At 74.1% G+C, this 22,067-nt stretch carries 23 protein-coding genes and 2 tRNA genes; 14 read left to right on the forward strand and 11 right to left on the reverse strand.

The window, feature by feature from the left end:
* Positions 1–27: 27 nt before the first annotated feature.
* From ACU610_RS19795 to ACU610_RS19810, 4 genes are all read left to right on the forward strand, one after another.
* Positions 28–100, forward strand: a tRNA-Ala gene (locus tag ACU610_RS19795).
* A 113-nt stretch (positions 101–213) separates the two neighbouring features.
* Positions 214–708: a DUF1059 domain-containing protein gene (locus ACU610_RS19800; RefSeq protein WP_446769404.1), complete on the forward strand. Its 495-nt coding sequence runs from the start codon at positions 214–216 to the stop codon at positions 706–708.
* 62 nt (positions 709–770) lie between these two features.
* Positions 771–1,304 carry a peptidylprolyl isomerase gene (locus ACU610_RS19805; protein ID WP_091221429.1) on the forward strand — a complete coding sequence of 178 codons (534 nt, stop codon included), beginning with the start codon at positions 771–773 and terminating at the stop codon, positions 1,302–1,304.
* A gap of 131 nt (positions 1,305–1,435) precedes the next feature.
* Positions 1,436–2,194 carry a rhomboid family intramembrane serine protease gene (locus ACU610_RS19810; RefSeq protein ID WP_446769405.1) on the forward strand — a complete coding sequence of 253 codons (759 nt, stop codon included), beginning with the start codon at positions 1,436–1,438 and terminating at the stop codon, positions 2,192–2,194.
* 37 nt (positions 2,195–2,231) lie between these two features.
* Here ACU610_RS19810 and ACU610_RS19815 read toward each other — a convergent pair whose 3' ends face one another.
* Positions 2,232–2,639 (reverse strand): PH domain-containing protein, encoded by a 408-nt coding sequence (locus ACU610_RS19815; protein ID WP_446769406.1) that lies wholly within the window; start codon positions 2,637–2,639, stop codon positions 2,232–2,234.
* 226 nt (positions 2,640–2,865) lie between these two features.
* Between ACU610_RS19815 and ACU610_RS19820 the strand changes: the two genes are divergently transcribed.
* A complete protein-coding gene (locus tag ACU610_RS19820) occupies positions 2,866–4,029 on the forward strand; it encodes a thiolase family protein (protein WP_446769407.1) in 1,164 nt (387 codons plus the stop codon).
* Positions 4,030–4,549: 520 nt separating this feature from the next.
* Here ACU610_RS19820 and crgA read toward each other — a convergent pair.
* Positions 4,550–4,822 (reverse strand): cell division protein CrgA, encoded by a 273-nt coding sequence (gene crgA / locus ACU610_RS19825; protein ID WP_446769408.1) that lies wholly within the window; start codon positions 4,820–4,822, stop codon positions 4,550–4,552.
* A gap of 68 nt (positions 4,823–4,890) precedes the next feature.
* Here crgA and ACU610_RS19830 point away from each other — a divergent pair, with 68 nt between their 5' ends.
* Positions 4,891–5,658 carry a DUF881 domain-containing protein gene (locus tag ACU610_RS19830; RefSeq protein WP_446769409.1) on the forward strand — a complete coding sequence of 256 codons (768 nt, stop codon included), beginning with the start codon at positions 4,891–4,893 and terminating at the stop codon, positions 5,656–5,658.
* A gap of 71 nt (positions 5,659–5,729) precedes the next feature.
* On the forward strand, positions 5,730–6,386 hold the full coding sequence (locus tag ACU610_RS19835) for an aminodeoxychorismate/anthranilate synthase component II (RefSeq protein WP_446769410.1): 657 nt from the start codon (positions 5,730–5,732) through the stop codon (positions 6,384–6,386).
* A 117-nt stretch (positions 6,387–6,503) separates the two neighbouring features.
* On the opposite strand, the gene pknB is transcribed toward ACU610_RS19835, so the two are convergent.
* From pknB to ACU610_RS19870, 7 genes are all read right to left on the reverse strand, one after another.
* Positions 6,504–8,447 (reverse strand): Stk1 family PASTA domain-containing Ser/Thr kinase, encoded by a 1,944-nt coding sequence (gene pknB / locus ACU610_RS19840; RefSeq protein ID WP_446769411.1) that lies wholly within the window; start codon positions 8,445–8,447, stop codon positions 6,504–6,506.
* Positions 8,448–8,574: 127 nt separating this feature from the next.
* Complete coding sequence (locus ACU610_RS19845; RefSeq protein WP_446769412.1) at positions 8,575–10,392, reverse strand: protein kinase domain-containing protein; 1,818 nt, start codon at positions 10,390–10,392, stop codon at positions 8,575–8,577.
* A complete protein-coding gene (locus tag ACU610_RS19850; protein WP_446769413.1) occupies positions 10,392–11,834 on the reverse strand; it encodes a peptidoglycan D,D-transpeptidase FtsI family protein in 1,443 nt (480 codons plus the stop codon). The genes ACU610_RS19845 and ACU610_RS19850 overlap by 1 nt, the downstream gene beginning before the upstream one ends.
* Entirely contained in the window at positions 11,831–13,252 is a 1,422-nt protein-coding gene (locus ACU610_RS19855; protein ID WP_446769414.1) for an FtsW/RodA/SpoVE family cell cycle protein, read from the reverse strand. Before ACU610_RS19855 ends, ACU610_RS19850 begins: the two co-directional genes overlap by 4 nt.
* The gene (locus ACU610_RS19860; RefSeq protein ID WP_446769415.1) at positions 13,249–14,649 is read right to left on the reverse strand and encodes a PP2C family protein-serine/threonine phosphatase; all 1,401 of its coding nucleotides are present in this window, start codon (positions 14,647–14,649) and stop codon (positions 13,249–13,251) included. The genes ACU610_RS19855 and ACU610_RS19860 overlap by 4 nt, the downstream gene beginning before the upstream one ends.
* Positions 14,650–14,677: 28 nt before the next feature.
* Entirely contained in the window at positions 14,678–15,142 is a 465-nt protein-coding gene (locus ACU610_RS19865; protein ID WP_446769416.1) for an FHA domain-containing protein FhaB/FipA, read from the reverse strand.
* A 13-nt stretch (positions 15,143–15,155) separates the two neighbouring features.
* The gene (locus ACU610_RS19870; protein ID WP_446769417.1) at positions 15,156–15,965 is read right to left on the reverse strand and encodes an FhaA domain-containing protein; all 810 of its coding nucleotides are present in this window, start codon (positions 15,963–15,965) and stop codon (positions 15,156–15,158) included.
* A gap of 176 nt (positions 15,966–16,141) precedes the next feature.
* Here ACU610_RS19870 and ACU610_RS19875 point away from each other — a divergent pair.
* A tRNA-Leu gene (locus ACU610_RS19875) sits at positions 16,142–16,224 on the forward strand.
* A gap of 248 nt (positions 16,225–16,472) precedes the next feature.
* Here the strand turns inward: ACU610_RS19875 and ACU610_RS19880 are convergent.
* Positions 16,473–16,859: a nuclear transport factor 2 family protein gene (locus tag ACU610_RS19880; RefSeq protein WP_446769418.1), complete on the reverse strand. Its 387-nt coding sequence runs from the start codon at positions 16,857–16,859 to the stop codon at positions 16,473–16,475.
* A gap of 70 nt (positions 16,860–16,929) precedes the next feature.
* On the reverse strand, positions 16,930–17,391 hold the full coding sequence (locus ACU610_RS19885; protein WP_446769419.1) for a DUF1707 SHOCT-like domain-containing protein: 462 nt from the start codon (positions 17,389–17,391) through the stop codon (positions 16,930–16,932).
* 106 nt (positions 17,392–17,497) lie between these two features.
* Here ACU610_RS19885 and ACU610_RS19890 point away from each other — a divergent pair, with 106 nt between their 5' ends.
* The 6 genes from ACU610_RS19890 (at position 17,498) to ACU610_RS19915 (ending at position 22,061) form a co-directional block, all read left to right on the forward strand.
* Positions 17,498–17,971, forward strand: coding sequence for a GNAT family N-acetyltransferase (locus ACU610_RS19890; protein WP_446769420.1), 474 nt, complete (start codon positions 17,498–17,500; stop codon positions 17,969–17,971).
* A 253-nt stretch (positions 17,972–18,224) separates the two neighbouring features.
* Complete coding sequence (locus ACU610_RS19895; protein ID WP_446769421.1) at positions 18,225–19,142, forward strand: aldose 1-epimerase family protein; 918 nt, start codon at positions 18,225–18,227, stop codon at positions 19,140–19,142.
* A gap of 1 nt (position 19,143) precedes the next feature.
* The gene (locus tag ACU610_RS19900; protein ID WP_446769422.1) at positions 19,144–19,857 is read left to right on the forward strand and encodes an MOSC domain-containing protein; all 714 of its coding nucleotides are present in this window, start codon (positions 19,144–19,146) and stop codon (positions 19,855–19,857) included.
* Entirely contained in the window at positions 19,854–20,078 is a 225-nt protein-coding gene (locus ACU610_RS19905) for an RNA-binding S4 domain-containing protein (protein WP_446769423.1), read from the forward strand. The genes ACU610_RS19900 and ACU610_RS19905 overlap by 4 nt, the downstream gene beginning before the upstream one ends.
* A gap of 34 nt (positions 20,079–20,112) precedes the next feature.
* Positions 20,113–21,303, forward strand: a complete 1,191-nt coding sequence (locus ACU610_RS19910; RefSeq protein ID WP_446769424.1) for a pyridoxal phosphate-dependent aminotransferase — start codon at positions 20,113–20,115, stop codon at positions 21,301–21,303.
* The gene (locus ACU610_RS19915; protein ID WP_446769425.1) at positions 21,300–22,061 is read left to right on the forward strand and encodes a nitrilase-related carbon-nitrogen hydrolase; all 762 of its coding nucleotides are present in this window, start codon (positions 21,300–21,302) and stop codon (positions 22,059–22,061) included. Before ACU610_RS19910 ends, ACU610_RS19915 begins: the two co-directional genes overlap by 4 nt.
* Positions 22,062–22,067: the final 6 nt, after the last annotated feature.

Raw genomic sequence — 22,067 nt, forward strand, 5'->3', positions numbered from 1 at the left:
CCGCTGGGAGGCTCCGCCTCCCGCCCCGGGGACGTAGCTCAATTGGCAGAGCACCGCCTTTGCAAGGCGGGGGTTAGGGGTTCGATTCCCCTCGTCTCCACTCCTCCGTCCAGGACCTCCGGCACTGGACGCCGCTCCTCGTTCCGCGTATCGGTCAGCCAGGCCGCTGGCCCACCGGCCGGGCGGGCCAGGGCCCGGCCCTGAGGAGGAGCCATGGCTCGGAAGACCATCGACTGCCGGATGCTGCCGAGCGAGAGCAACTGCACCGTCTTCGTCTCCGGCGAGGAGGACGAGGTCCTCGAGCTCGCCGTCCAGCACGCGGTGTCGGTGCACGGGCACACCGACGACCAGGAGTTGCGCGACGGGCTGCGTGCCGCGCTGCGGGACGAGGAGGCCCTGCAGCTGGAGAGTGGCGCCTTCGTCCAGCTCATCGAGTTCCACACCCGCGACCTCGGCGGCTTCGACCGCATCGTCGAGGACTGGCGGGAGCGGATGGGCCGGGAGGCCACCGCACGCTGGGGCGTGGTCGCCGCCGACCGCGACCGCCCCGACACCTACGTCGAGATCGTCGCCTTCCCCGACCACGCGTCGGCCATGCGGAACTCCGACCACCCGGTGACCGCCGACTTCGCCAAGCGCATGCAGGAGGTCACCGAGGGAGAGGCGTCCTTCCGCAACCTCGACGTCGCCCGCGTGCTGCGCATGTGAGGCCGAGGCCCCGTCCGCTCCCCGTGCCTCGCGGGGAGCGGGCCAGTGGGAGAGTGGACGTCGTGACTGAAGCGACCCCCGCACGCCGCGCCGTCCTGCACACCAACCACGGCGACATCACCGTCGACCTGTTCCCGGACCACGCCCCCAAGACGGTCGCGAACTTCGCCGACCTCGCCGAGGGCCGCCGGGAGTGGACCCACCCGCAGACCCGCGCGAAGACCACCGACCGCCTCTACGACGGCACCGTCTTCCACCGCATCATCGACGGCTTCATGATCCAGGGTGGTGACCCGCTGGGTCAGGGCATCGGCGGCCCGGGTTACCAGTTCGGCGACGAGATCCACCCCGACCTGGCCTTCACCAAGCCCTACCTGCTGGCCATGGCCAACGCCGGGCCCGGCACCAACGGCTCCCAGTTCTTCATCACCGTCGCGCCGACCACCTGGCTGACCGGCAAGCACACCATCTTCGGCGAGGTGGCCGACCAGGCCAGCCGGGACGTCGTCGACCGCATCGCCAAGGTGCGGACCGGTCGTGGCGACCGCCCGGTGGAGGACGTCGTCCTGCAGTCGGTCGAGGTGCAGCGCAGCTGACCACCGGCCCGGACGACGGGGGCGCCGGCCAGCCGCAGCCGGCGCCCCCGCCACCCGCCTGCTACCGGCACCCGGACCGGCCCACCCGCATCTCCTGCACCCGCTGCGGCCGGCCCATCTGCCCGGAGTGCATGACCCCCGCCTCGGTCGGCTTCCAGTGCCCGGACGACGTCCGGGCCGGCAACGCCGGGGTGCGCCGTCCCCGCCAGGCCCCGCTGCTTCAGCGGGCCGGACGGCGCTTCGGCGCGGTCACGGTCACGCTCATCGCGCTCAACGTGGCGGTGTTCGTGGTCACCGCGGTCTCCGCCGGCCTGGTCGGTGCCAACCCGCTGGACAACCAGTTCTCGCCGCTGTTCGTCCAGCTGGCGCAGATCCCGGTCCTCGTGGAGCTGGGCGAGGACTGGCGGCTGGTCACCGCGGCGTTCCTGCACATCGGTGTCCTGCACCTGGTGCTCAACATGCTGGCGCTGCTGGTCTTCGGCTCCGAGCTCGAACGCCAGCTGGGCCGATGGCGCTACCTCGCCGTGTACCTGGTCTCGCTGCTCGGCGGGGCGGTCGCCCTGCAGCTGTTCGGTGAGCCGGGGCGCCCGGTCGCCGGGGCCTCGGCCGCGATCTACGGCCTGCTCGGTGGGCTCGCCGTGGTGATGATCGCCCGCCGGGAGGACCTCCGCGGCCTGCTCGCACTGCTGGCGATCAACGTGTTCATCAGCTTCCTGCCCGGTGTCTCCCTGCTGGGGCACCTGGGCGGCCTGGTGGCCGGCTTCATCGCCACCGCGGTGGTCGTCCTGGCCCGTCGGCGCACCGAGTTCCAGGTTCTGGGCCTGATGCTGCTCACGGCGGCGCTCGTGGTGGTGGCGCTGACCGTCCCCACCCTCGTCGTCCTCGGTTAGCAACAGGACCCGGGACGGGCCGGGGCTGCTGCGCCGGTCACCCGGGCCGCAGCGCGCGCAGCGCCCGGGCGACGTCGCCGGGGTCGGCGCCCAGGTCCCGGCGGCCCAGCAGCACCAGCTCGCCGTCGTCGTCCGGTCCGGCGGCGGTGTCCAGCTCCAGCAGCCGGGAGCGCAGCCCCCACCGGCGGGTGTCGCGCACCCGCACCTGCAGCCGGGCCCACGGCAGCACGGTGGTGCCGCCCAGCCGCCCGACGGCGACGCCGTCCGGCCCGGCGGCCATCCGCGGGCGCAGCAGGCGGTCGCGCGCGGCGAGGGCCAGCAGCAGGACGGCGGCCGCGCCGACCAGCACCCGGCCGAGCGGGTCCAGGACCACGGTGGCCAGGCCCAGGGCGACCCCCGTTGCCGCCAGGACCGTCGTCTCCCCGGCGCGCGGCGACCACTCCACGCGTCCAGCCTCCCAGTAGGAGGACCCCGCCCCTCACGCCTCTCGCAGGCTCGCGCCAGGCCCCGTCCAGAGGCTCGCCGCGAGCGCGTGAGCGGTTTGGAGGACGGGGTCCTCGTGCTGCAGGGGGCCTGCGCGTCTCTGGACGGGGTCGGCCGCCCCGATGCGTGGACGTCCTACCATCTGGCGCAGGCGGGCGTGATGCCGCCTACGTCGACGAGGAGTGGTCATGCGAGATGCCGTCATCTGCGCCGCGGTGCGCACCCCGGTGGGCAAGCGGGGCGGTGGGCTGTCCGGTGTGCACGCCGTGGACCTGTCGGCCACCGTGCTGGACGAGCTGATCGAGCGCACCGGCATCGACCCGGCCGTGGTCGACGACGTGTTCTGGGGCTGCGTCAGCCAGGTCGGCGAGCAGACCTTCAACATCGCCCGCAACGCCGTCCTGGCCGCGGGCTGGCCGGAGTCGGTGCCCGGGACGACGATCGACCGGCAGTGCGGCTCCTCGCAGCAGGCGGTGGCCTTCGCCGCCGCGACCGTGGTCAGCGGGCAGGCCGACGTCGTCGTCGCCGGCGGCGTCGAGTCGATGAGCCGGGTGCCGATGGGCTCCACCTACAACGCGGCCATCGGGGCCGGGGCGCCGCTGGGTCCGCGCTTCCTCGAGCGCTACGACGAGGTCTTCCCCAACCAGGGCGTGGGCGCGGAGATGATGGCCGAGCGCTGGGGCTTCTCCCGCACCCAGCTCGACGAGTTCTCCCTCGCCTCGCACGAGAAGGCGGCCAAGGCCCAGGCCGACGGTGCCTTCGAGGAGGAGATCGTCCCTGTCCCCACGCCCGACGGCACGGTGGTCAGCGCCGACGAGGGCATCCGCGCCGGCGGCACCCTGGAGAAGCTGGGGTCGCTGAAGACCCCGTTCAAGGCCGACGGTGTCATCAGCGCCGGCAACGCCAGCCAGATCTCCGACGGGTCGGCCGCCCTGCTGGTCACCACCTCGGAGAAGGCCCGCGAGCTCGGCCTGCGCCCGCTGGTGCGCATCCACACGACGGTCATGGCCGGCGACGACCCGGTCATCATGCTGACCGCCCCCATCCCGGCCACGCACAAGGTGCTGCAGCGCTCGGGCCTGTCCGTCGACGACATCGGGGTGTTCGAGGTCAACGAGGCGTTCGCACCGGTGCCGCTGGCCTGGCAGGTCGAGACGGGGGCTGACGCCGACCGGCTCAACCCCCGCGGCGGCGCGATCGCGCTCGGCCACCCGCTGGGCGCGTCCGGCGCCCGGATCATGACGACGCTCGTCCACACCATGCAGGCCACCGGTGCCCGCTACGGCCTGCAGACGATGTGCGAGGGCGGCGGGATGGCGAACGCGACCGTCCTGGAGCTGCTCACCTCCTGATCCACAGGCCCCGGTCGACGGCCCCCGGTCCCCCGTGGACCGGGGGCCGTCGTCGTCCTGGGGACGGCGGCACGGACATCCGGGATCTGCCGTGGTCAGGCCGCGTGTCGCGCTATCACACGGTGGGTAGGACGGCGACCTGAGGGCTGCCGCCATGTCGACTCATCCACAGTTGTGTGCACAGCTGGGGATGGAGTCACAGCCCTGTAGTTACTCGGGTGCCCTTCTCGTCACATCCGCCTCAGCTCTGGCGAACGCGCAGGTCAACGGCGCGCTGTCGAACAGGCGTTCTCCACACGTGGTGGACAACCCTGGGGGTTCAGCGCTTTGTCGACCTGTGGACAGCGCCGGACCGCTGTGCACAGCGCCGGGTGTGGACAACACTGTGCGTATCCGGTCCGTCACAAACGAGCGGCCCCCGTCCCGGGTGGGACGAGGGCCGCTCGAGCAGTGGTACCGGCACCGCCGGCCCCGTCCCGGGTCCCGCCCCGGGCTTGGGAGGGGAGGACGGGTCCTTCCTTCAGCGCCAGCGCATCGACATGACCAGGCCGGCCACCATGAGGCCGAAGCCGATCAGGAAGTTCCAGGCGTTGAGCGCCGACATGAAGGGGATCCGGTCGCCGGCGACGTAGAACACCACGATCCACAGCAGGCCGAGCAGCATGAGGGTGACCATCAGGGGGGCGTACCAGCGAGGGCTGGGCTGCACGGCCCGCGCGCTCGCCGTCCCGGACTGCAGGGTGCCCTGCGGCGGCGTGTAGACCGACTTCTTGCGCACCTTGGACTTGGGCACCGATGGACTCCCTCCGGGGCCGGTCCGTCGCGACCGGCCGTGACGGTCTCCCAGCCTAAGCTGCAGACGTGGCCACAGCCCGCAGCCTGCGCCCACGGATGACCCGTGGGGGTACCGCGTGGGCCGCCCTGGTGCCCGTGGTGGCGCTGGCGGCGGGGCTGCTGTTCGCGACGTCCAGCCAGACGGCCCAGGGCACCGACCTGCGCGGCGGGGAGGCCACCGAGCTCTCCGCCCTCATCCCCGCCCGGGAGGGGGCCGTCGCGGCGCAGGAGGAACAGCTGGCGGCGCTGCAGGAGCAGGTGCAGGCCCTCACCGACCAGGCCGCCTCCCGGAACAGTGACGTCGCCGCCGCCCGCGACGCCGGGGAGGCCGGCGCCCTCTCGGCCGGCCTGGTCCCCCTCACCGGTCCCGGTGTGGAGATCACCCTGGACGACGCCCCGCGGCGGCCCGACGGCTCGCTGCCGATCGGCGCTCGGCCCGACGACGTCGTCATCCACCAGTCCGACGTGCAGGCCGTCGTGAACGCCGTGTGGGCCTCCGGCGCGGACGCGGTGGCGATCATGGACCAGCGGCTGATCGCGACCAGCGCCGTCCGTTGCGTCGGCAACGTCCTGCTGCTGCACGGCCGGACCTGGTCGCCGCCGTTCGTGGTCACCGCCATCGGCGACCCCGACGCGATCCGCGCCCAGCTGGCCGCCTCGCCGCAGGTGCAGGTGTTCCAGCAGGCGGTCGAGGACTACGGCCTGGGCTTCGCCGTCCAGGAGCGCGGCGAGCTCACGCTGCCCGCCTACGACGGCCCGCCGACGATGGAATACGCCACAGCCGCTGCCGGCTAGGCCCCGTGCAGGGTCCCGCTGCGAGCTCCCGAGCAGTGGGGGGCCCGGGGTCCTCCTGGTACACAGGGACCGTGAGCCGCCCCGTCCTCGTCGTCGACAACTTCGACAGCTTCGTCTACAACCTGGTCCAGTACCTGGGTCAGCTGGGCGTCGAGTGCGTCGTCCGGCGCAACGACGCCGTCACCGTCGACGAGCTGCCCGACCTCGACGTCGCCGGCGTGCTGCTCTCCCCGGGCCCGGGGACGCCGGCCGGCGCCGGGGTGACCGTGCCGATGGTGCGGGCCGCCGCCGAGGCCGGGACGCCCGTCCTGGGCGTGTGCCTGGGCCACCAGGCGATCGGGGCGGCGTTCGGTGCGGAGGTCGTCCGCGCGCCCGAGCTGCTGCACGGCAAGACCAGCCAGGTGGTGCACGAGGGCGCCGGCGTGCTGGCCGGGCTGCCCTCGCCGTTCACCGCCACCCGCTACCACTCGCTGGCCGTCGACCGCGACACCGTGCCCGCCGAGCTCGAGATCACCGGGACGACGCCCTCAGGGATCGTCATGGCGCTGCGGCACCGGGAGCTGCCCATCGAGGGCGTGCAGTTCCACCCCGAGTCGGTGCTCACGGAGGGTGGCCACCGGATGCTCGCCACCTGGCTGGAGGCCTGCGGCCTGGCGCCGGACCCGGCCACCGTCGAGGCGGCCAGCGCCGCGGCCCACCGACTCACCACGGTCGCCACGACGGCCTGAAAGAGGACCCCGTCCTCCCCGCCTCTCGCAGGCTCGGGGCGGTGCCCTGGACGGGGCCGACCTATGGGAACTGGGCCCCTCCCCGTGCGGGGAGGGGCCCTGCGTCGTGTCAGGCTGTCAGCGTGGGCTCTCGGTTGGCCCGGTTTCAGTCGGCACCCGGACGACCACCGCGATCTCGTCGTCCGCGGCCGCCCGAGAGCCGGCTTCCGGCTGGGTTCCCAGGATCGCGGTGGCCTGCGACGGGTCGGCCACCACGTTCCCCTCGGGGTCGACCACGCGGACGTCGGTGAAGCCGGCCGCGCGCAGTGCGCTGACGGCTGCCGCGGCAGACGGCTGGGTCGTCACGTTCGGCACGGTCACCAGCGGGTCCTCGACCGGCTCGGCGGGGCCGCCGGAGACCTGCAGGGTGATCAGGTCGTCCGCGGAGGCCTGCTCGCCACCGGCCGGGTCGGTCTCGACCACGGTCCCCTCGGGTCGGTCGGACTCGACCTCCTCGGGCGTCACGTTGGTGAAGCCGGCGGTCCGCAGCGCCTGGACGGCCTCCGCCTGCGGCTGGCCGGTGACGTCGGGCACCTGGGTGTCGCCGTCGGACACGCGCAGGGTCACGGTGGTTTTCGGGTCGACCGACTGGCCCTCGCCGGGGTTGACGTCGACCACCTGGTCGGCGGGCGCCAGCGAGTCGACCTCCTCGGTCTCCACGTTGGTGAAGCCCGCGTTCCCCAGGGTCCTCTCGGCCCGGTCGACGTCCAGGCCGACGACGGCCGGGACCTCGACGGTGTCCGGCCCGACGCCGACGGTCAGGTCGACCGCTCTGCCCGGATCGACCTGTGTGCCGCTGGACGGGTCGGTGCCCAGGACGGTGCCCTCCTGGGACTCGTCGTTGGTGACCTGGGTGGTCACCTCGCCGATGGTCAACCCGGCATCGGTGAGCTGCTGCTCGGCCGCGGCCTGCTGCTGCCCGACCACGTTGGGCACAGGGACCTGCGTGGCCGTGGGCTCGGCCGTCGGCTGGTCGTCGCCGGAGTTCGCCAGCAGTGCCACGGTGATGACGCCGCCGAGGATCAGCACGCCGGCGATGACGGCGGCGATGATCCGGTTGCGTCGGCGCTTGCGAGCGGCGTCGTCGTCCTCGTCGTCCCAGTCGCCGCCGTATCCGCCGGGCGGGGCGCCGATGATGGCGGTCTTCTCGGCGTCGCCCATGACCGGCGTGGCCTCGACCCGCTGGCCGGCGAGTGCCCGCAGCAGGTCGTTGCGCATCTCCGCGGCCGACTGGTAGCGGTTGGCCGGGTTCTTGCTCAGCGCCTTGAGCAGGATGGCGTCGAGGTCGGCCGGGATCGCCGGGTTGACCGACGACGGCAGCCTCGGGTCCTCGCGCACGTGCTGGTAGGCGACCGAGACCGGCGAGTCGCCCGTGAACGGCGGCGCGCCGGTGACCAGCTCGTAGAGCAGGCAGCCGACCGAGTAGACGTCCGAGCGGGCGTCGACGCTCTCGCCGCGGGCCTGCTCGGGGGAGAGGTACTGGGCGGTCCCTATCACCGCCGCGGTGGAGGTCATGGTCGCGGCGGAGTCCGACACCGCACGGGCGATGCCGAAGTCCATGACCTTGACCGTGCCCTGGGGCGTGATCATCACGTTCCCGGGCTTGACGTCGCGGTGCACGATGCCGTTGCGGTGGCTGAAGTCCAGCGCGGCGCAGATGTCGGCCGCCAACGTCATCGCCCGCTCCGGGGAGAGCACACCCTCCCGGCGCAGCACGTCGCGCAGGGTCTCGCCCTCGACGTACTCCATGACGATGTACGGGGTGGCGCCGCTCGACGTCCGGTCCTCGCCGGTGTCGTAGACGGCGACGATCGCCGGGTGGTTCAGCGAGGCCGCGGCCTGCGCCTCCCGGCGGAAGCGGACCTGGAACGAGGGGTCGCGGGCGAGGTCGCTCCGGAGCACCTTGACCGCCACCTCGCGGCCGAGGCGCAGGTCGCGGCCGCGGTGCACCTCGGCCATGCCGCCGCGGCCGAGCACCCCGCCGATCTCGTAGCGCTCGCCGAGCACTGGAGGCGTGGTCATCGGAGGTCCTCTCGGGCGGTGCGGTCCTGCATCCGGGCGGGACCCAGTGGAGCGCAGCGGACGGCTGGGCCGCCGGGGAGCGTAACCGCTACGACCGGCCGGACCCGGGATGCGCGAGGGGTGCGGCTCACGCCCCCGGGTCCGCTTCCCCAGCCATCTGCTGCTGGCCCTGGGCGTTGCCCCGCTGTCCCTGACCCTCGTACTCCTGGTCGGTGTCCGGGTTGCCCGGCGCGCCGGGCAACACCGGCTCGGGGACCGAGGACCCCTGCGCTGCCGAGCTGGACGCGGGGGCCGAGCCGGACGTCGCTGGCGAGGACCTCGTCACGGACGGCTCCGGCTCCGTCTCGTCCTCGTCGCCCTGGTCGTTGCCGGTCGTGGGGGCCGGGGCGGTCGTCCGGGGCGGGGCCTGTGTGGTCGGGGCCGCGGGAGGCTCCGACTGGTCCTGGTTCCCGGTGTCCCCGTCGCCGGTGTCCGGCGTGTAGTCCGCGGCGGCGTAGTACAGGGTCACGGTGTCGCCGAGCGGGACGGCGGTGTTCGCCGGGTCGGTGGTGACGACGCCACCCTGGTCCAGCGCCCGACCGAGCGCGGCCAGCTGCGCGGCACTGGCCTCTTCGGTCTCGACCTGCAGGCGCGCGGCACGCAGCCGGTCCGCGACGTCCTCGACGTTGTCCCCGACGTAGTCGTCGGTCGCGACGAAGTACGTCCCCGGCGCCGCGCTGGTGGCGGAGCTGGGGGCCGCGGTCGTGGGGACGGCGTCGGTGCCCGTCGAGCCGTCGTCCCCGCTGCTCGACAGGGCCCACAGCCCGCCACCCACCAGCGCGAGCAGCAGCAGGCCGGCGACCAGCCACACCCAGGGCTTGCGGCGGCGGTCGTCGTCCGCGGGCGGCGGGGTGTACCGGCCGTTCTCGTCGTCGTCCTCCGTGCGGCGCAGGGGCGGCATGGCGCCCACGGAGGTGCGTGCGCCGGTGGCGGCGGCTCCACCGGCGGAGGCGGCGCCCAGCACCTGGGTGCGTGAGTCGGCGAGGTCGTCGACGACCTCGGTCTGTGCCGTGGGGGCGGCGCCCGTCGGGTACGGCGGCGTCGTCGCGGGCCCGGCGGCGGGGGAGAGGCCGTTGCCGGAGGCCACCGACCGGATCGCGGCGGCGAATGCGGCGCCGTCGGCGAAGCGGTCGGCCGGGTCCTTGGCCAGAGCGCGCTCGATCAGCAGCCGCACCGCCGGCGGCACGTTCGCCGGCAGGGGCGGCGGCGGGCGGTTGATGTGCGCGAGCGCCACCGCGACCTGCGACGTGCCGTCGAACGGCCGGCCGCCGGTCAGGCACTCGTAGCCGACGACGCCGAGGGAGTAGACGTCGGAGGCGGCGGTGACCTCGAAGCCCTGCGCCTGCTCGGGGGAGAGGTACTGGGCGGTGCCGACGACCATGCCGGTGCGGGTCAGCGGCGTGGCGTCGCGGGCCCGGGCGATGCCGAAGTCGGTCAGCTTCACGACGCCGTCGGGGCGCACGATGAGGTTGCCCGGCTTGATGTCGCGGTGCACGACGCCGGCGTGGTGGGCGGCCGAGAGCCCGTCGGCGGCCTGGCCGAGGACGTGCAGCGTCCAGTCGACCGGGAGCTTGCCCTCCTCGTGGAGGATCGTGACCAGCGGCTTGCCCTCGACCAGTTCCATGACGAGGAAGGCCAGCTGGGCGCCGCGCTCGTCCTCGGTCTCGCCGTAGTCGTAGACCGAGGCGATGTTGGGGTGCGACAGCGCCGCCGTGTGCCGCGCCTCGTTGCGGAAGCGGGCCACGAAGCTCGGGTCGCCGGTGAACTCGCTGCGCAGCACCTTGGCGGCGACCTCGCGGTCGAGGACGCGGTCCCGGGCCCGCCACACCTCCCCCATGCCGCCCGTGGCGATGGGTGCGGTGATCTCGTAGCGCCCGGCGAGGATCGTCCCGGTCGACAGTGCCATCAGCCGCCCTGCCCGTCGAGGTAGGCCTGCATGACGTCCCGCGCGATGGGCGCGGAGACGTCGCCGCCCGTGCCGCCGCCGTTGGCCACGAAGACCGCCACGGCGATCTGCGGGTCGTCGGCCGGTGCGAACCCGATGAACCAGTTGTGGTCCGGGCCGGCGTTCTCCGCCGTCCCGGTCTTGCCTGCGACGCTGATGCCGGGGATCCGCGCGCGCCGGCCGCTGCCGTTCTCCACGACGCTGGTCATCATCTCGGTCAGCTGGTCGGCGACGTCGGCCGAGATCGGCTCGCTGAGCTCCTCGGGGTCGGTCTGGTCGATGACCGACAGGTCGGGGGCCCGCACCTGGTCGACGAGGTAGGGGCTCATCAGCGTCCCGTCGTTCGCCACCGCGGAGGCGATCATCGCCGCCTGCAGCGGGGTGAGCTGCACGTCCTGCTGGCCGATGGAGCTGACCGCCAGCTCGGCGTCGTTCTGGATCTCGCCGAGGGTGCTGCCCTCGACGGTCAGCGGGATCTCCAGGCCCTCGCCGTCGATGCCGAACGCCTCGGCCATCGCCCGCACCCGGTCCTCGCCGAGGTCGATGCCCAGCTGGGCGAAGGCGGTGTTGCAGGAGATGGTCAGCGCCTCGAGCAGGCTCTGCTCGCCGCTGGGGTCGCAGGCCGAGCCGCCGAAGTTCTCCAGCGCCGTCCTGGTGCCGGGCAGGACGAGCTCCTGGGGCGCCGGGACGACGGTGTCGGGCGTGTACTGGCCGCTGGACAGCGCCGCGGCCGACACGACCACCTTGAAGATCGAGCCCGGCGAGTAGCGCGCGTCGATCGCCCGGTTCAGGCGCGGGTCGATCTCCAGCGAGTCGAGCCTCTCTGCGTACTCGCGGATCGCGGCCGGCTCGTGGCTGGAGAGCTGGTTCGGGTCGTACGTCGGGGTGCTCGCCAGGCCCAGCACGGCCCCCGTCGAGGGGTCGAGGGCGACGACCGCGCCGGTGACGCCCTCGAGGCCGGCCATCGCCGTCTCCTGCACCGCGGGGTCCAGGGTCAGGACGACGTCGCCGCCGGAGGGGTCCCGCCCGGTGAACAGGTCGGCCAGGCGCCGGGTGAACAGCCGGGCGTCGTCGCCGGAGAGCACGTCGTCGGCCGCCCGCTCCATCTGGGCGTTGCCGTACACCAGCGAGTAGTAGCCGGTGACCGGGGCGTACACCGGGCCGTTCGCGTACTGCCGCAGGTAGGTGAGCGGGTCGTCGGTCGGGACCGAGTGGGCGATCTCGGTGCCGCCGGCCACCATCGACCCCCGCTCGCGGTCGTACTCCTCGACGAGCACGCGGGTGTTGCGGCCGTCGGAGCGCAGCTCGTCGGAGCGGACCACCTGGATCACGTTGACGTTGACGATCAGCAGCGTGAACAGCACCAACACGCTGATCGCGACACGGCGCAGGGGGGCGTTCACGTCTGCACCACCTCGGTCGGCGCGTCCCCGAGCGCGGGCTTGGGCGGCCCGGCGGGGGCGACCGGGCGGCGCGCGGCGTCGCTGATCCGCACCAGGACGGCGACCAGCACGAAGTTTGCCACCAGCGACGAGCCGCCGTAGGCGAGGAACGGGGTGGTCAGGCCGGTCAGCGGCAGCAGGCCGGTGACCCCACCGAGGACGACGAAGACCTGCCAGGCGATGGCGAAGGACAGGCCGGCGGCCAGCAGCTTGCCGAACGCGTCGCGGCAGATCAGCGAGGTGCGCAGCCCGCGCTCGACCAGCACCAGGTAGACGATGATCACCGCGACCAGGCCGAACAGGCCCAGCTCCTCGCCGACCGCGGCGGCGATGAAGTCGCTCTTGGCCACCGGCACCTGGTCGGGGCGGCCACCGCCGAGCCCGGCACCGAACAGCCCCCCGGTACCGAGGCCGAACAGCGCCTGGGCCACCTGGAAGCCCGAGCCGTCGTAGTACTCGAAGGGGTCCAGCCAGGAGTCGACGCGCTGCTGGACGTGGCCGAAGAGCTGGTAGGCGACGAGCGCGCCACCGGCGAACAGGCCCAGGCCGATGAGCAGCCAGCTGGCCCGCTCGGTCGCCACGTACAGCATCACCACGAAGATGCCGAACAGCAGCAGCGAGCTGCCCAGGTCGCGCTCGAAGACGAGCACGAGGATCGACAGCATCCACGCGACGAGCACGGGGCCGAGGTCGCGGCCGCGGGGCAGCTCCAGGCCGATGACGCGGCGGCTGGCCAGCGCCAGGACGTCGCGCTTGTCGACGAGGTAGGCGGCGAAGAAGACCGTCAGGCAGATCTTGGCGAACTCACCGGGCTGGATGCTGAAGCCGGCCACCCGGATCCAGATCTTGGCGCCGTTGACCTCCGAGAGGGACGACGGCAGCACCGCCGGGACGGCCAGCAGCACCAGGCCGACGAGGGCCAGCGTGTAGGCGAACCGGGACAGCAGCCGGTGGTCGCGCAGCACCAGCAGCACGCCGACGAACAGCACCATGCCCAGCGTGGCCCACACCAGCTGCACCGGGGCGTCCTCCCGGCTGACCGCGCTGTCGGCCTGCTGGGCGGCCAGGTCGAGCCGGTGGATGAACGACAACCCGAGACCCACCAGGAGGGCGACCGCGGGCAGCAGCAGCGGGTCGGCGTAGGGCGCCCACTTCCGGACGACGAGGTGGGCGACGGTCCACAGCGCGGTGAACCACACCCCGAAGGTCGCCAGCTCCGTGGTGAGGGCGCCGGTCACGGTGAGGTCGACGATCGCCTGAGCGACCAGCGTGATCAGGACGGCGAAGCCGAGCAGCGCCAGTTCGGTGTTGCGGCGCTTGGGCGGGTTCGCCGTCCCCGGCGCCGCGGCGCGCGGGTCGGTGGTGGGGCCGGACGTCACTGGGCCTCCCGGCAGTCCACTCCGGGCTCGTACGTCCGCGTCGGCTGCGTCGTCGTCGGCGCGGCGGTCGTCGGCGCGGGCGGGGTGGGTGCGGCTCCGCTCGGTGCCGCACCGACGTCCGGAGCCGGCGTGGGGGAGGGCGACGGGGTCGCGGTCGGCGCGACCGTCGACGGCTCGACGTCCTCCTCGGAGGGGCACGGCTCCAGGCGCTCTTCGCGCAGGTTCGACACGATGCGCTCGGCGTGGGCGGCGTCGGCGGCGGGGATGCCGCGCTGCGCCTTGCTGGCGGCGGCCGGGGTCAGGTCGGCGACGGCGAGGTCGGTGACGTCAGCGACCCGGTTGAGGTCCATGCCCAGCAGCGAGGTGTCCAGGCCGCGGAAGACGGTCACCCGCGCGCCGTCCGCGGTGTCCTGCACCCCGACGAACCACTGGGACAGCACCCACAGGTAGGCGGCCACGGCGGCGGCCCCCAGCAGGACGACGGCGGCGAGCGCGCCGAGCACCCGGCGCCGACCGCGGCCGGGCGGCGGGGCGGCCGCCATCGGTGCCGTCGCCGCGGGCGGCTCCGGTCGCGGGTCGGCCAGCGCGGCCCGCCCGGCGGCCGAGCGCGGGTCGACCGCGCGCTGCCCGACGTTGTCGCCCGCGGCACCGTCGACCACGGGGTCCATCAGCGCGCCGCCGTTGTCCTCGACGACGTCGGCCACGATCACCGTGATGTTGTCCGGCCCGCCGCTGCGCAGCGCCAGCTCGACCAGCCGGTCGGCGGTCGACTGCGGGTCGGGGTCCTGCAGCGCCTCGGCGAGCGTCTCCTCGCTGACCACGCCGGACAGGCCGTCGGAGCAGAGCAGGTAGCGGTCACCGGCGCGGACCTCGCGCATCGACAGGTCGGGGTCGACGTCCTGCCCGTTGAGCGCGCGCAGCAGCAGGGAGCGCTGCGGGTGGTGGTTGGCCTCCTCGGGCGTGATCCGCCCGTCGTCGATCAGCGTCTGCACGAACGTGTCGTCGTGGGTGATCTGCTGCAGGACGCCGTCGCGCAGCAGGTAGGCCCGGGAGTCGCCCACGTGGCACAGCGCCAGCCGGCCGCCGGCGAACAGGACGGCGGTGAGCGTGGTACCCATGCCCTCCAGCTGCGGGGACTCGCGGATGACCTCGCGCAGGTGCTCGCTGCCGTCGAACACCGCCTCGCGCAGCGCCTGCAGCATGTCGCCGCTGGGCGCGTCGTCGTCGAGGTGCTCGAGGGCGGCGATGACGACCTTGCTGGCGACGTCGCCGGCCGCGTGGCCGCCCATGCCGTCGGCCACGGCGAGCAGCCGGGGCCCGGCGTAGACCGAGTCCTGGTTGTTGCCGCGGACCAGACCACGGTCGGACCGGGCCGCGTAGCGCAGCGCGAGGCTCATCGGGGCAGGCTCCCCGGGGCGCGGCGGGTCACGAGCGCAGCTCCAGCGCGGTCTGCCCGATGCGGATCGGCTGACCCGGCGCGACGAGCAGCGGCCCCTGGACGCGCTGCTGGTCGAGGTAGGTGCCGTTGGTGGAGCCGAGGTCCTCGACGTACCACTGGCCGCCACGGTTGGTCAGCCGCGCGTGCCGGGAGCTGGCGAAGTCATCGGTGAGCACCAGGGTCGAGTCGTCGGCGCGGCCGATGAGGATCGGCTGCTCACCCAGTGTGATCTTCGTCCCGGTGAGCGGGCCGGCGGTGACGACGAGGGTCTTGGGAGCGCCGCGGGTCCTCTTCTTCCCCGGGGCGGCCGCGCGCGGCGGGACCGAGGCCACCCGCCCGGCGCGACCGCCGAACAGGTCGGCCCGGACCACCCGGAACGCGGCGAAGATGAACAGCCACAGCAGCAGCAGGAAGCCGAACCTGAAGATCTGCAGCACGATCTCGGCCGTCATGGCGCGACCCGCCTCACGCGCCGTCCTGCCGGTAGACCAGCACCGAGTGGCCGATGCGGATGACGTCGCCGTCGGCGAGCGGCTGCCGGGTGATCCGCCGGCCGTTCACCAGGGTGCCGTTGGTGGAGCCGAGGTCCTCCGCGATCGCCGTCCCGTCGTCCAGGACGACGTCGACGTGCTTGCGGCTCACGCCGGTGTCGGGCAGCCGGATGTCGGCGTCGGTGCCCCGGCCGATGACGTTGCGCCCCGTGGTGAGCTCGTGCCGCGTGCCGGGGCCGTCGACCACCAGGACGTGGGTGACACCGGGCTTGCTGCCGGCGCGGCCTACGACCGTCGACGGCGACTGCCGGCCGGTGTCGGTGGCCATGCGGCCCTGCAACGGGGGCAGCGGCGGGATGGCGCCGCTGCGGGGGCCGACCGGGGGGTCCACGCGCGGGCCCGGCTTCGCCGACGGGTCCGCGACGTGCGAGCTGACCTCGAAGACTCCGGTGGGCAGTGCGTCGTCGCGCTCGAGGCGCACCTGGACGGCGTCGAAGACCTGGTAGCCCTCGCCCTGGATGTGCTCGGTGACCATGTCGGCGAGCTGGGTGGCCAGCTGCTCGGACCACTCGGCGAGGTGCTCGTAGTCGGTGGGACCCAGCCGGACGTCGTAGACGTTGGGCGCGAGGACCCGGCCCTCACCCACCACCGAGCGCTGCTCGTCGGCCTCGCGGGTCAGGGCCTTGGCGATCTCGGCCGGGTGCACCTTGCCCTTGAAGATCCGGGCGAAGGCCAGTCCGACCATGCCCTCCAGTCGCCGCTCGAAGCGCTGCAGCACACCCACAGTCGCTCCCTTGCGTTCGCGCGGTCGTCCGGTCTGCCACCGATGATCGTAGCCGTCCGCGGAGCGGCCAGCCGGGGACCGACTCACGTTCCGGGGCGCGGGGCGGACCCGCAGGGAGGATGGCGGACCCCCTCCCGGGGTCCGGCCGCAGGGGCTGCTACTGTCGGTCCTCGCCAGGGCAAGTGGCGGAATGGCAGACGCGCACGGTTCAGGTCCGTGTGTCCGGAAGGACGTGGGGGTTCAACTCCCCCCTTGCCCACAGGTGCGACGAGGGGCCCGGGGAGATCTCCCCGGGCCCCTCGCGTCTGCCTCACCGGTCCCCGGCAGGTCGAAGGCCCCTCCTCCCCCGTGGAAGGCCCCCGCCCTCCCCTTGAAGGACCCCCTTGCCCCCCGCCACTCGCAGGCTCGCGGCGGGCCCCTGCAAGGGGGCCGTCAGAGCTCAGGGTGGGACCCGGGACGGGGCCGCGGCGGGCCCTGGACGGGGGCCGGCGGGGCCGGGGTCCGCGCTCAGGCGGTGCCGCCGCGCTCCTGGATGAAGGCCGCGGAGTCGTAGTAGGTGCGGACACCGGTGAGCCGTTCCTCGTCGCCCTCGATGACGGTCACCCCGCGGTACCGGAACGGCTTGCCGCTGCGCAGGGTGCCGGTCGAGGTCCACTCCAGGGCGGCGCTGTCCTCACCCACGACGCTGTGCGTGAAGGTCGTCTCCAGGTCCCCGAAGACGTTGCGGTAGTCCTCCCAGAAGGTCTTCGCGCCGTCCTTGCCCCTCGTCTGGTGGTGCTCGTCGAGCTTGACCAGCTCGGCGTCGTCCCCGGTGAGCTCCACCATGGGCTGGACGTCGCGGTCGCTGTCGATCCGGTGCAGCGCGTCGGTGAAGCGCTCGGTCATCGTGTGCATCGGTCCCCCGGTCCTCCGGCGTGGGCGGTCGGCGTCGGTGTACCCACTCCAGGGACCGTCACCCGCGCCGTCAGGTCAGCCGGCGGCGGTCGTCGTCGCCGCGGCCCCGACCCAGCGTCTGGGCGAGCAGCACCGCGCCCCACGGGCCGATCACCCAGATCGGCCAGAAGTAGTGCAGCTCCCCGGAGCCGATGACCGTGGCGGTCCAGACGGTGAGCACGATGACCGCGACGGCGGCCCAGTTGCGCCAGGCCGCCTGACGGGTGGGCCCGCCGCTCCAGCCGCCGTGGTGCCAGCCGTGCGCGGCAGCGGGCTGCGGTTCGACCGGAGCCGGCGCCGGGGGCTGCGCGGCCGGGCGCGGCAGGTCGGCGGTGAGCTCCTCGAGCTCGCCGTAGGTCCGGGCGGCGTAGGCGCGGGCCAGGCGCTCGTCGTACTCGGCGACGGTGAGCCGCCCGGCGCTCATCTGCTCACCGAGCTGGGCGGCGACGGCGGCACGGTCGGCGTCAGCAGCGCGCAGGTGCGGCTCGGGCATCGGGGTGGCCTCCTCGGGTCGGGGCCCCAGTCTGTCGCCGGGCGGGTCCCGGCGGTACTGACGGACGTCACGGGTTCTCCGTGGAGCGCGTCAGTACGGTCGGGCCGTGCTCGAGGTGCGACTCACACCGGCCGCCTGGGACGACGCCGACGTCGAGCGGCTGACCGCCGCCCAGCAGGACGAGCTGCGGGCGCGCTACGAGGGCGGTCAGGAGCCCGGGACGCCGCCGTCGGCCTCCGACGTCAGCGTCGTCCTCGTCGCCCGCGACGCCGCCGGTGAGGCGCTGGCCTGCGGCGCCCTGCGCGAACTGGCGTCCGGCGTCGCCGAGATCAAGCGGATGTACGTCGTGCCCGCGGCGCGGGGGCGGGGTCTGTCCAAGGTCGTGCTCGCCGGCCTGGAGGCGGCCGTCCGCGCACGGGGGTGGACGACCCTGCGGTTGGAGACCGGCCCGCGGCAGCCGGAGGCGATCGCGCTCTACGAGGGCGCGGGCTACCGGCCGATCCCGGCGTTCGGCGCCTACGTCGGCGCGCCGGACGCCGCCGACTCGCTGTTCTACGAGCGGGTGCTCGACCCGACCTGATCCCGGCCGTGAACCGGATCCGCCCGAGTGCCCTGCCGCGACGCACCGGCCGCACCCTGCGGTCGCCGTCCTCACCGTGCAGCGCGAGGACGGCGACGGTCGGTCGAGGACGGCGGTCGCGGCGTGCCCGGACGCGCGTGTCCCGAGCGGTCCTGGCGACATCGGCGATCTGGCACGGCTGGGCCGCGACAACCGTGCGCGATCGCCGATCTCGCCGCCGCTCCCACGGGCTCCGTGTGGTGGGGTGGAGCCCATGAGTGCTGCCTGGCCCGCGACCGAGCCCACCGAGGTCGAGATCACCTCCGGCGACGCCCGGCTGGCCGTCGACCTGCGCGGCGGCGCGATGCGCACGCTGACCGTCGGCGACCGCGAGCTGCTCGACGGCTACCCCGCGGGCACGGTGCCCAGCGGCAGTCGCGGCCGGGTGCTGCTGCCCTGGCCCAACCGCGTCCGCGAGGGCCGGTGGAGCTGGGGCGGCCGCGACCTGCAGCTGGAGCTGGCGGGCCTGGACAAGCCCACCGCCATGCACGGCCTGGTCGGCTGGCAGCCCTGGAGCGTCCTCGAGAGCAGGGACGCCGCGGTGACCGTCGGCACCGTCGTCGAGCCCAGCTCCGGCTACCCGTTCAGGCTGGCCGCGGCGATCGACCACACCCTCGAGCCCGGCCGGCTCACCGTGACGATGCGGGTCCGCAACGCCGGTGCCGAGCCGGCTCCCTTCGGTGCCGGCTTCCACCCGTACCTCGCCGTCGGCGCGCAGGAGGACGGGGGCATCGCCGACGCCGAGCTCGAGCTGCCCGCCCGCACGGAGCTGGTGGTCGACGACGGCGGGCTGCCGACCGGCGAGCGTCGTCCCTTCGACGGGGTGATCGGTCGGATCGGCGACCGCTCCCTCGACACCCCGGTCACCGACCTCGACCGCGACGCCGACGGCTGGGCCCGGGTGCGGCTGCGCAGCGCGGCGCTGGGCACCCTCGAGCTGGCCGTCGACGGGGCCTGGCCGTGGCTGCAGGTCTTCACCGGCGACACGCTGCGGCCCGGGCAGCGCCGGCGCAGCGTGGCCGTCGAGCCGATGACCTGCCCGCCGAACGCGCTGGCCGACCACGTCGACCTCGTCGTCCTCGAGCCGGGCGCGGACTGGGCCGGCACCTGGACGCTCGCCTGGGAGGCGTGAGGTGCGGGTCGCCGAGCTGTGGCGCTACCCGGTCAAGTCGCTCCAGGGGGAGCGGCTGACCGCTACCGAGGTCGGCCCGGAGGGCCTGGCCGGCGACCGGCAGTGGGCACTGTTCGACGTCCCCACCGGCTTCGGGCTCACCGCCCGCCGGGTGCCCGACCTGCTCTTCCTCACCGGTCGGCTGCGCCCCGACGGGCGCGCGGAGGTGGGGCTGCCGGACGGGACCGTCACCTCCGACGACGCCGTGCTGTCGGACTGGCTGGGCCGGCCGGTGGAGCTGCGCGCCGCGGCGGACGCGCCCGGTGAGCGCCGGTACGAGAGCCCCGCCGAGGTGGGCGAGGCCGGCGAGTACGACTGGGACGCCTTCACCGGCGCCCGCGGCGCCTTCCACGACAGCTCCCGCACCCGGGTGTCGCTGGTCTCCACCGGCACGCTGGGCACCTGGGACCGGCGGCGGTTCCGCGCCAACGTCGTCCTCGAGGGGGCGGGGGAGGACGCGCTGGTCGGCCGGCGGGTGCGGCTGGGCGGCGCCGAGCTGGACGTCGTCAAGCAGGTGGGCCGCTGCGTCATGGTGACCCGGCCGCAGCCGGGCGGGATCGGCCGCGACACCGGCGTGCTCAAGACCATCCACCGCGAGCGGGACGGCTGCCTGGCGGTCGGGGCGCTCGTCGCCCGCGGGGGCCCGGTCGCGGTGGGCGACGAGCTGACAGCATGAGCCGCGTGCGCACCGTGGAACTGCGGCCGGGGGAGCAGTCCATCCGGCTGGGTCAGCTGCTCAAGCTGGTGGACGCCGTCCCGACCGGCGCCCAGGTGAAGGACGTGCTGCTCACCGGCACGGTCCGGGTCAACGGCGAGCCCGAGGAGCGCCGCGGCCGGCAGGTGCGGCGCGGTGACGTCGTGAGCATCGAGGGGCTGGGTGAGGTGCGGGTCGGGTGAGTGCGGTTCCACGTGGAACTGCGAGGCTGACCCCATGACGCGCGCGCCGTACCTGTCGTCCCGGCTGCAGGGCTTCGGGACGACGGTCTTCGCCGAGATGAGTGCGCTCGCCGTCGCCACGGGCTCGATCAACCTCGGGCAGGGCTTCCCCGACTACCCGGGGCCGCCGGAGGTGCTCGAGGTCGCCCGCGCGGCGATCGGCACCGCGCACGACCAGTACCCACCGGGCCCCGGCATCCCGGAGCTGCGGTCCGCGGTGGCCGAGCACGTGCACCGCTTCGGCGGCCACGCCTACGACCCGGACGCCGAGGTGCTGGTGACCGCGGGCGCCACCGAGGCGCTGACCGCCGCGCTGCTGGCCCTGCTCGAGCCCGGCGACGAGGTCGTGCTGTTCGAGCCGATGTACGACAGCTACGCGGCGGGCATCGCGATGGCCGGCGGGGTCGCCCGGCCGGTGCCGCTGCGGCCCCCGCCGTCCGGCACCGGGTCGTGGACCTTCGACGCCGCCGAGCTGCGCGCGGCGGTCACCCCGCGGGCGCGGCTGCTGCTGCTCAACACGCCGCACAACCCCACCGGCAAGGTCTTCACCCGCGCGGAGCTCGGCACGCTGGCAGCGCTGGCCATGGAGCACGAGCTGTTGGTGCTCGCCGACGAGGTCTACGAGCACCTGGTCTTCACGGGCGCCCGGCACGCCTCCCTCGCCACCGTGCCCGGCATGCGGGAGCGGACCCTCGTGGTGGGCAGCGCCGGGAAGACCTTCAACGTCACCGGCTGGAAGATCGGGTGGATCTGCGGGCCGGCGCCGCTGGTGTCCGCCGTCCGCACGGCCAAGCAGTTCCTCACCTACGTCAACGGCGGGCCGTTCCAGCCGGCGGTCGCGGCCGGGCTGCGGCTGCCCGACGAGTACTTCGCCGGCGTCGCGCGCGATCTGGAGTACCGCCGCGACGTGCTGGTCGAGGGGCTGACCGCCGCGGGTCTGCCGGTGGTGTGCCCGGAGGCGACGTACTTCGCCACCGTCGACGTCCGGCCGGTGCAGCCCGACGGGGACGGCCTGGCGTTCTGCCGGGCCCTGCCCGAGCGCGCGGGGGTGGTGGCCGTCCCGACCGTGGTCTTCTACTCGTCGGAGCACGCGCACCTGGGCCGCCACCTGGTGCGCTTCGCGTTCTGCAAGAGCGACGCGGTGTTGGGTGAGGCGGTCGACAGGTTGGGGAGGATGGCGGCATGAGGTTCGGGGTGGTCCAGCACGACATCGTCTGGGAGGACCGGACGGCCAACTTCGCGCGCCTGGCGCCGCTGGTGGCCCGCGCGGCCGGCGCCGGGGCGGAGTTCGTCCTGCTGAGCGAGACGTTCTCGACCGGCTTCTCGATGACGCCGGGCATCGGGGAGCCCGAGGGCGGCCCGTCGGCGCAGTTCCTCCAGGAGCGCGCCGCCGAGCACGGCGTGTGGGTGGCCGGCAGCTGCCCGGAGATCGCACCCGACGGCGACCTGCCCTACAACTCCTTCGTCCTGGCCGACCCGGACGGCACGGTGCACCGCTACCGCAAGCTGCACCCCTTCACCCACGGCGGCGAGCACGAGCGCTTCCGGGCCGGGGAGAAGCCCGTGACCGTGGAGGTCGGCGGCCTGCGGGTGACCCCGTTCATCTGCTACGACCTGCGCTTCGCCGACGTCTTCTGGTCCGCCGCGCTCGACACGGACGTCTATCTGGTGACGGCGAACTGGCCGGCTGCCCGCCGGCTGCACTGGCAGACGCTGCTGCAGGCCCGGGCGATCGAGAACCAGGCCTACGTGGTGGGGTGCAACCGCGTCGGCACCGCGGGCGACGGCACCGAGCACACCGGTGACAGCCGCATCGTCAGCCCGATGGGCGAGCTGCTGGCGACCGCCGCGGGCGTGGAGACGGTGCTGGTGGCCGACGTCGACCCCGCCGAGGTGACCGCGACCCGCGAGCGGCTGCGGTTCCTCGCCGACCGGCGGGCCTAGGAGAGG

The sequence above is a fragment of the Geodermatophilus sp. URMC 61 genome (assembly GCF_052931555.1).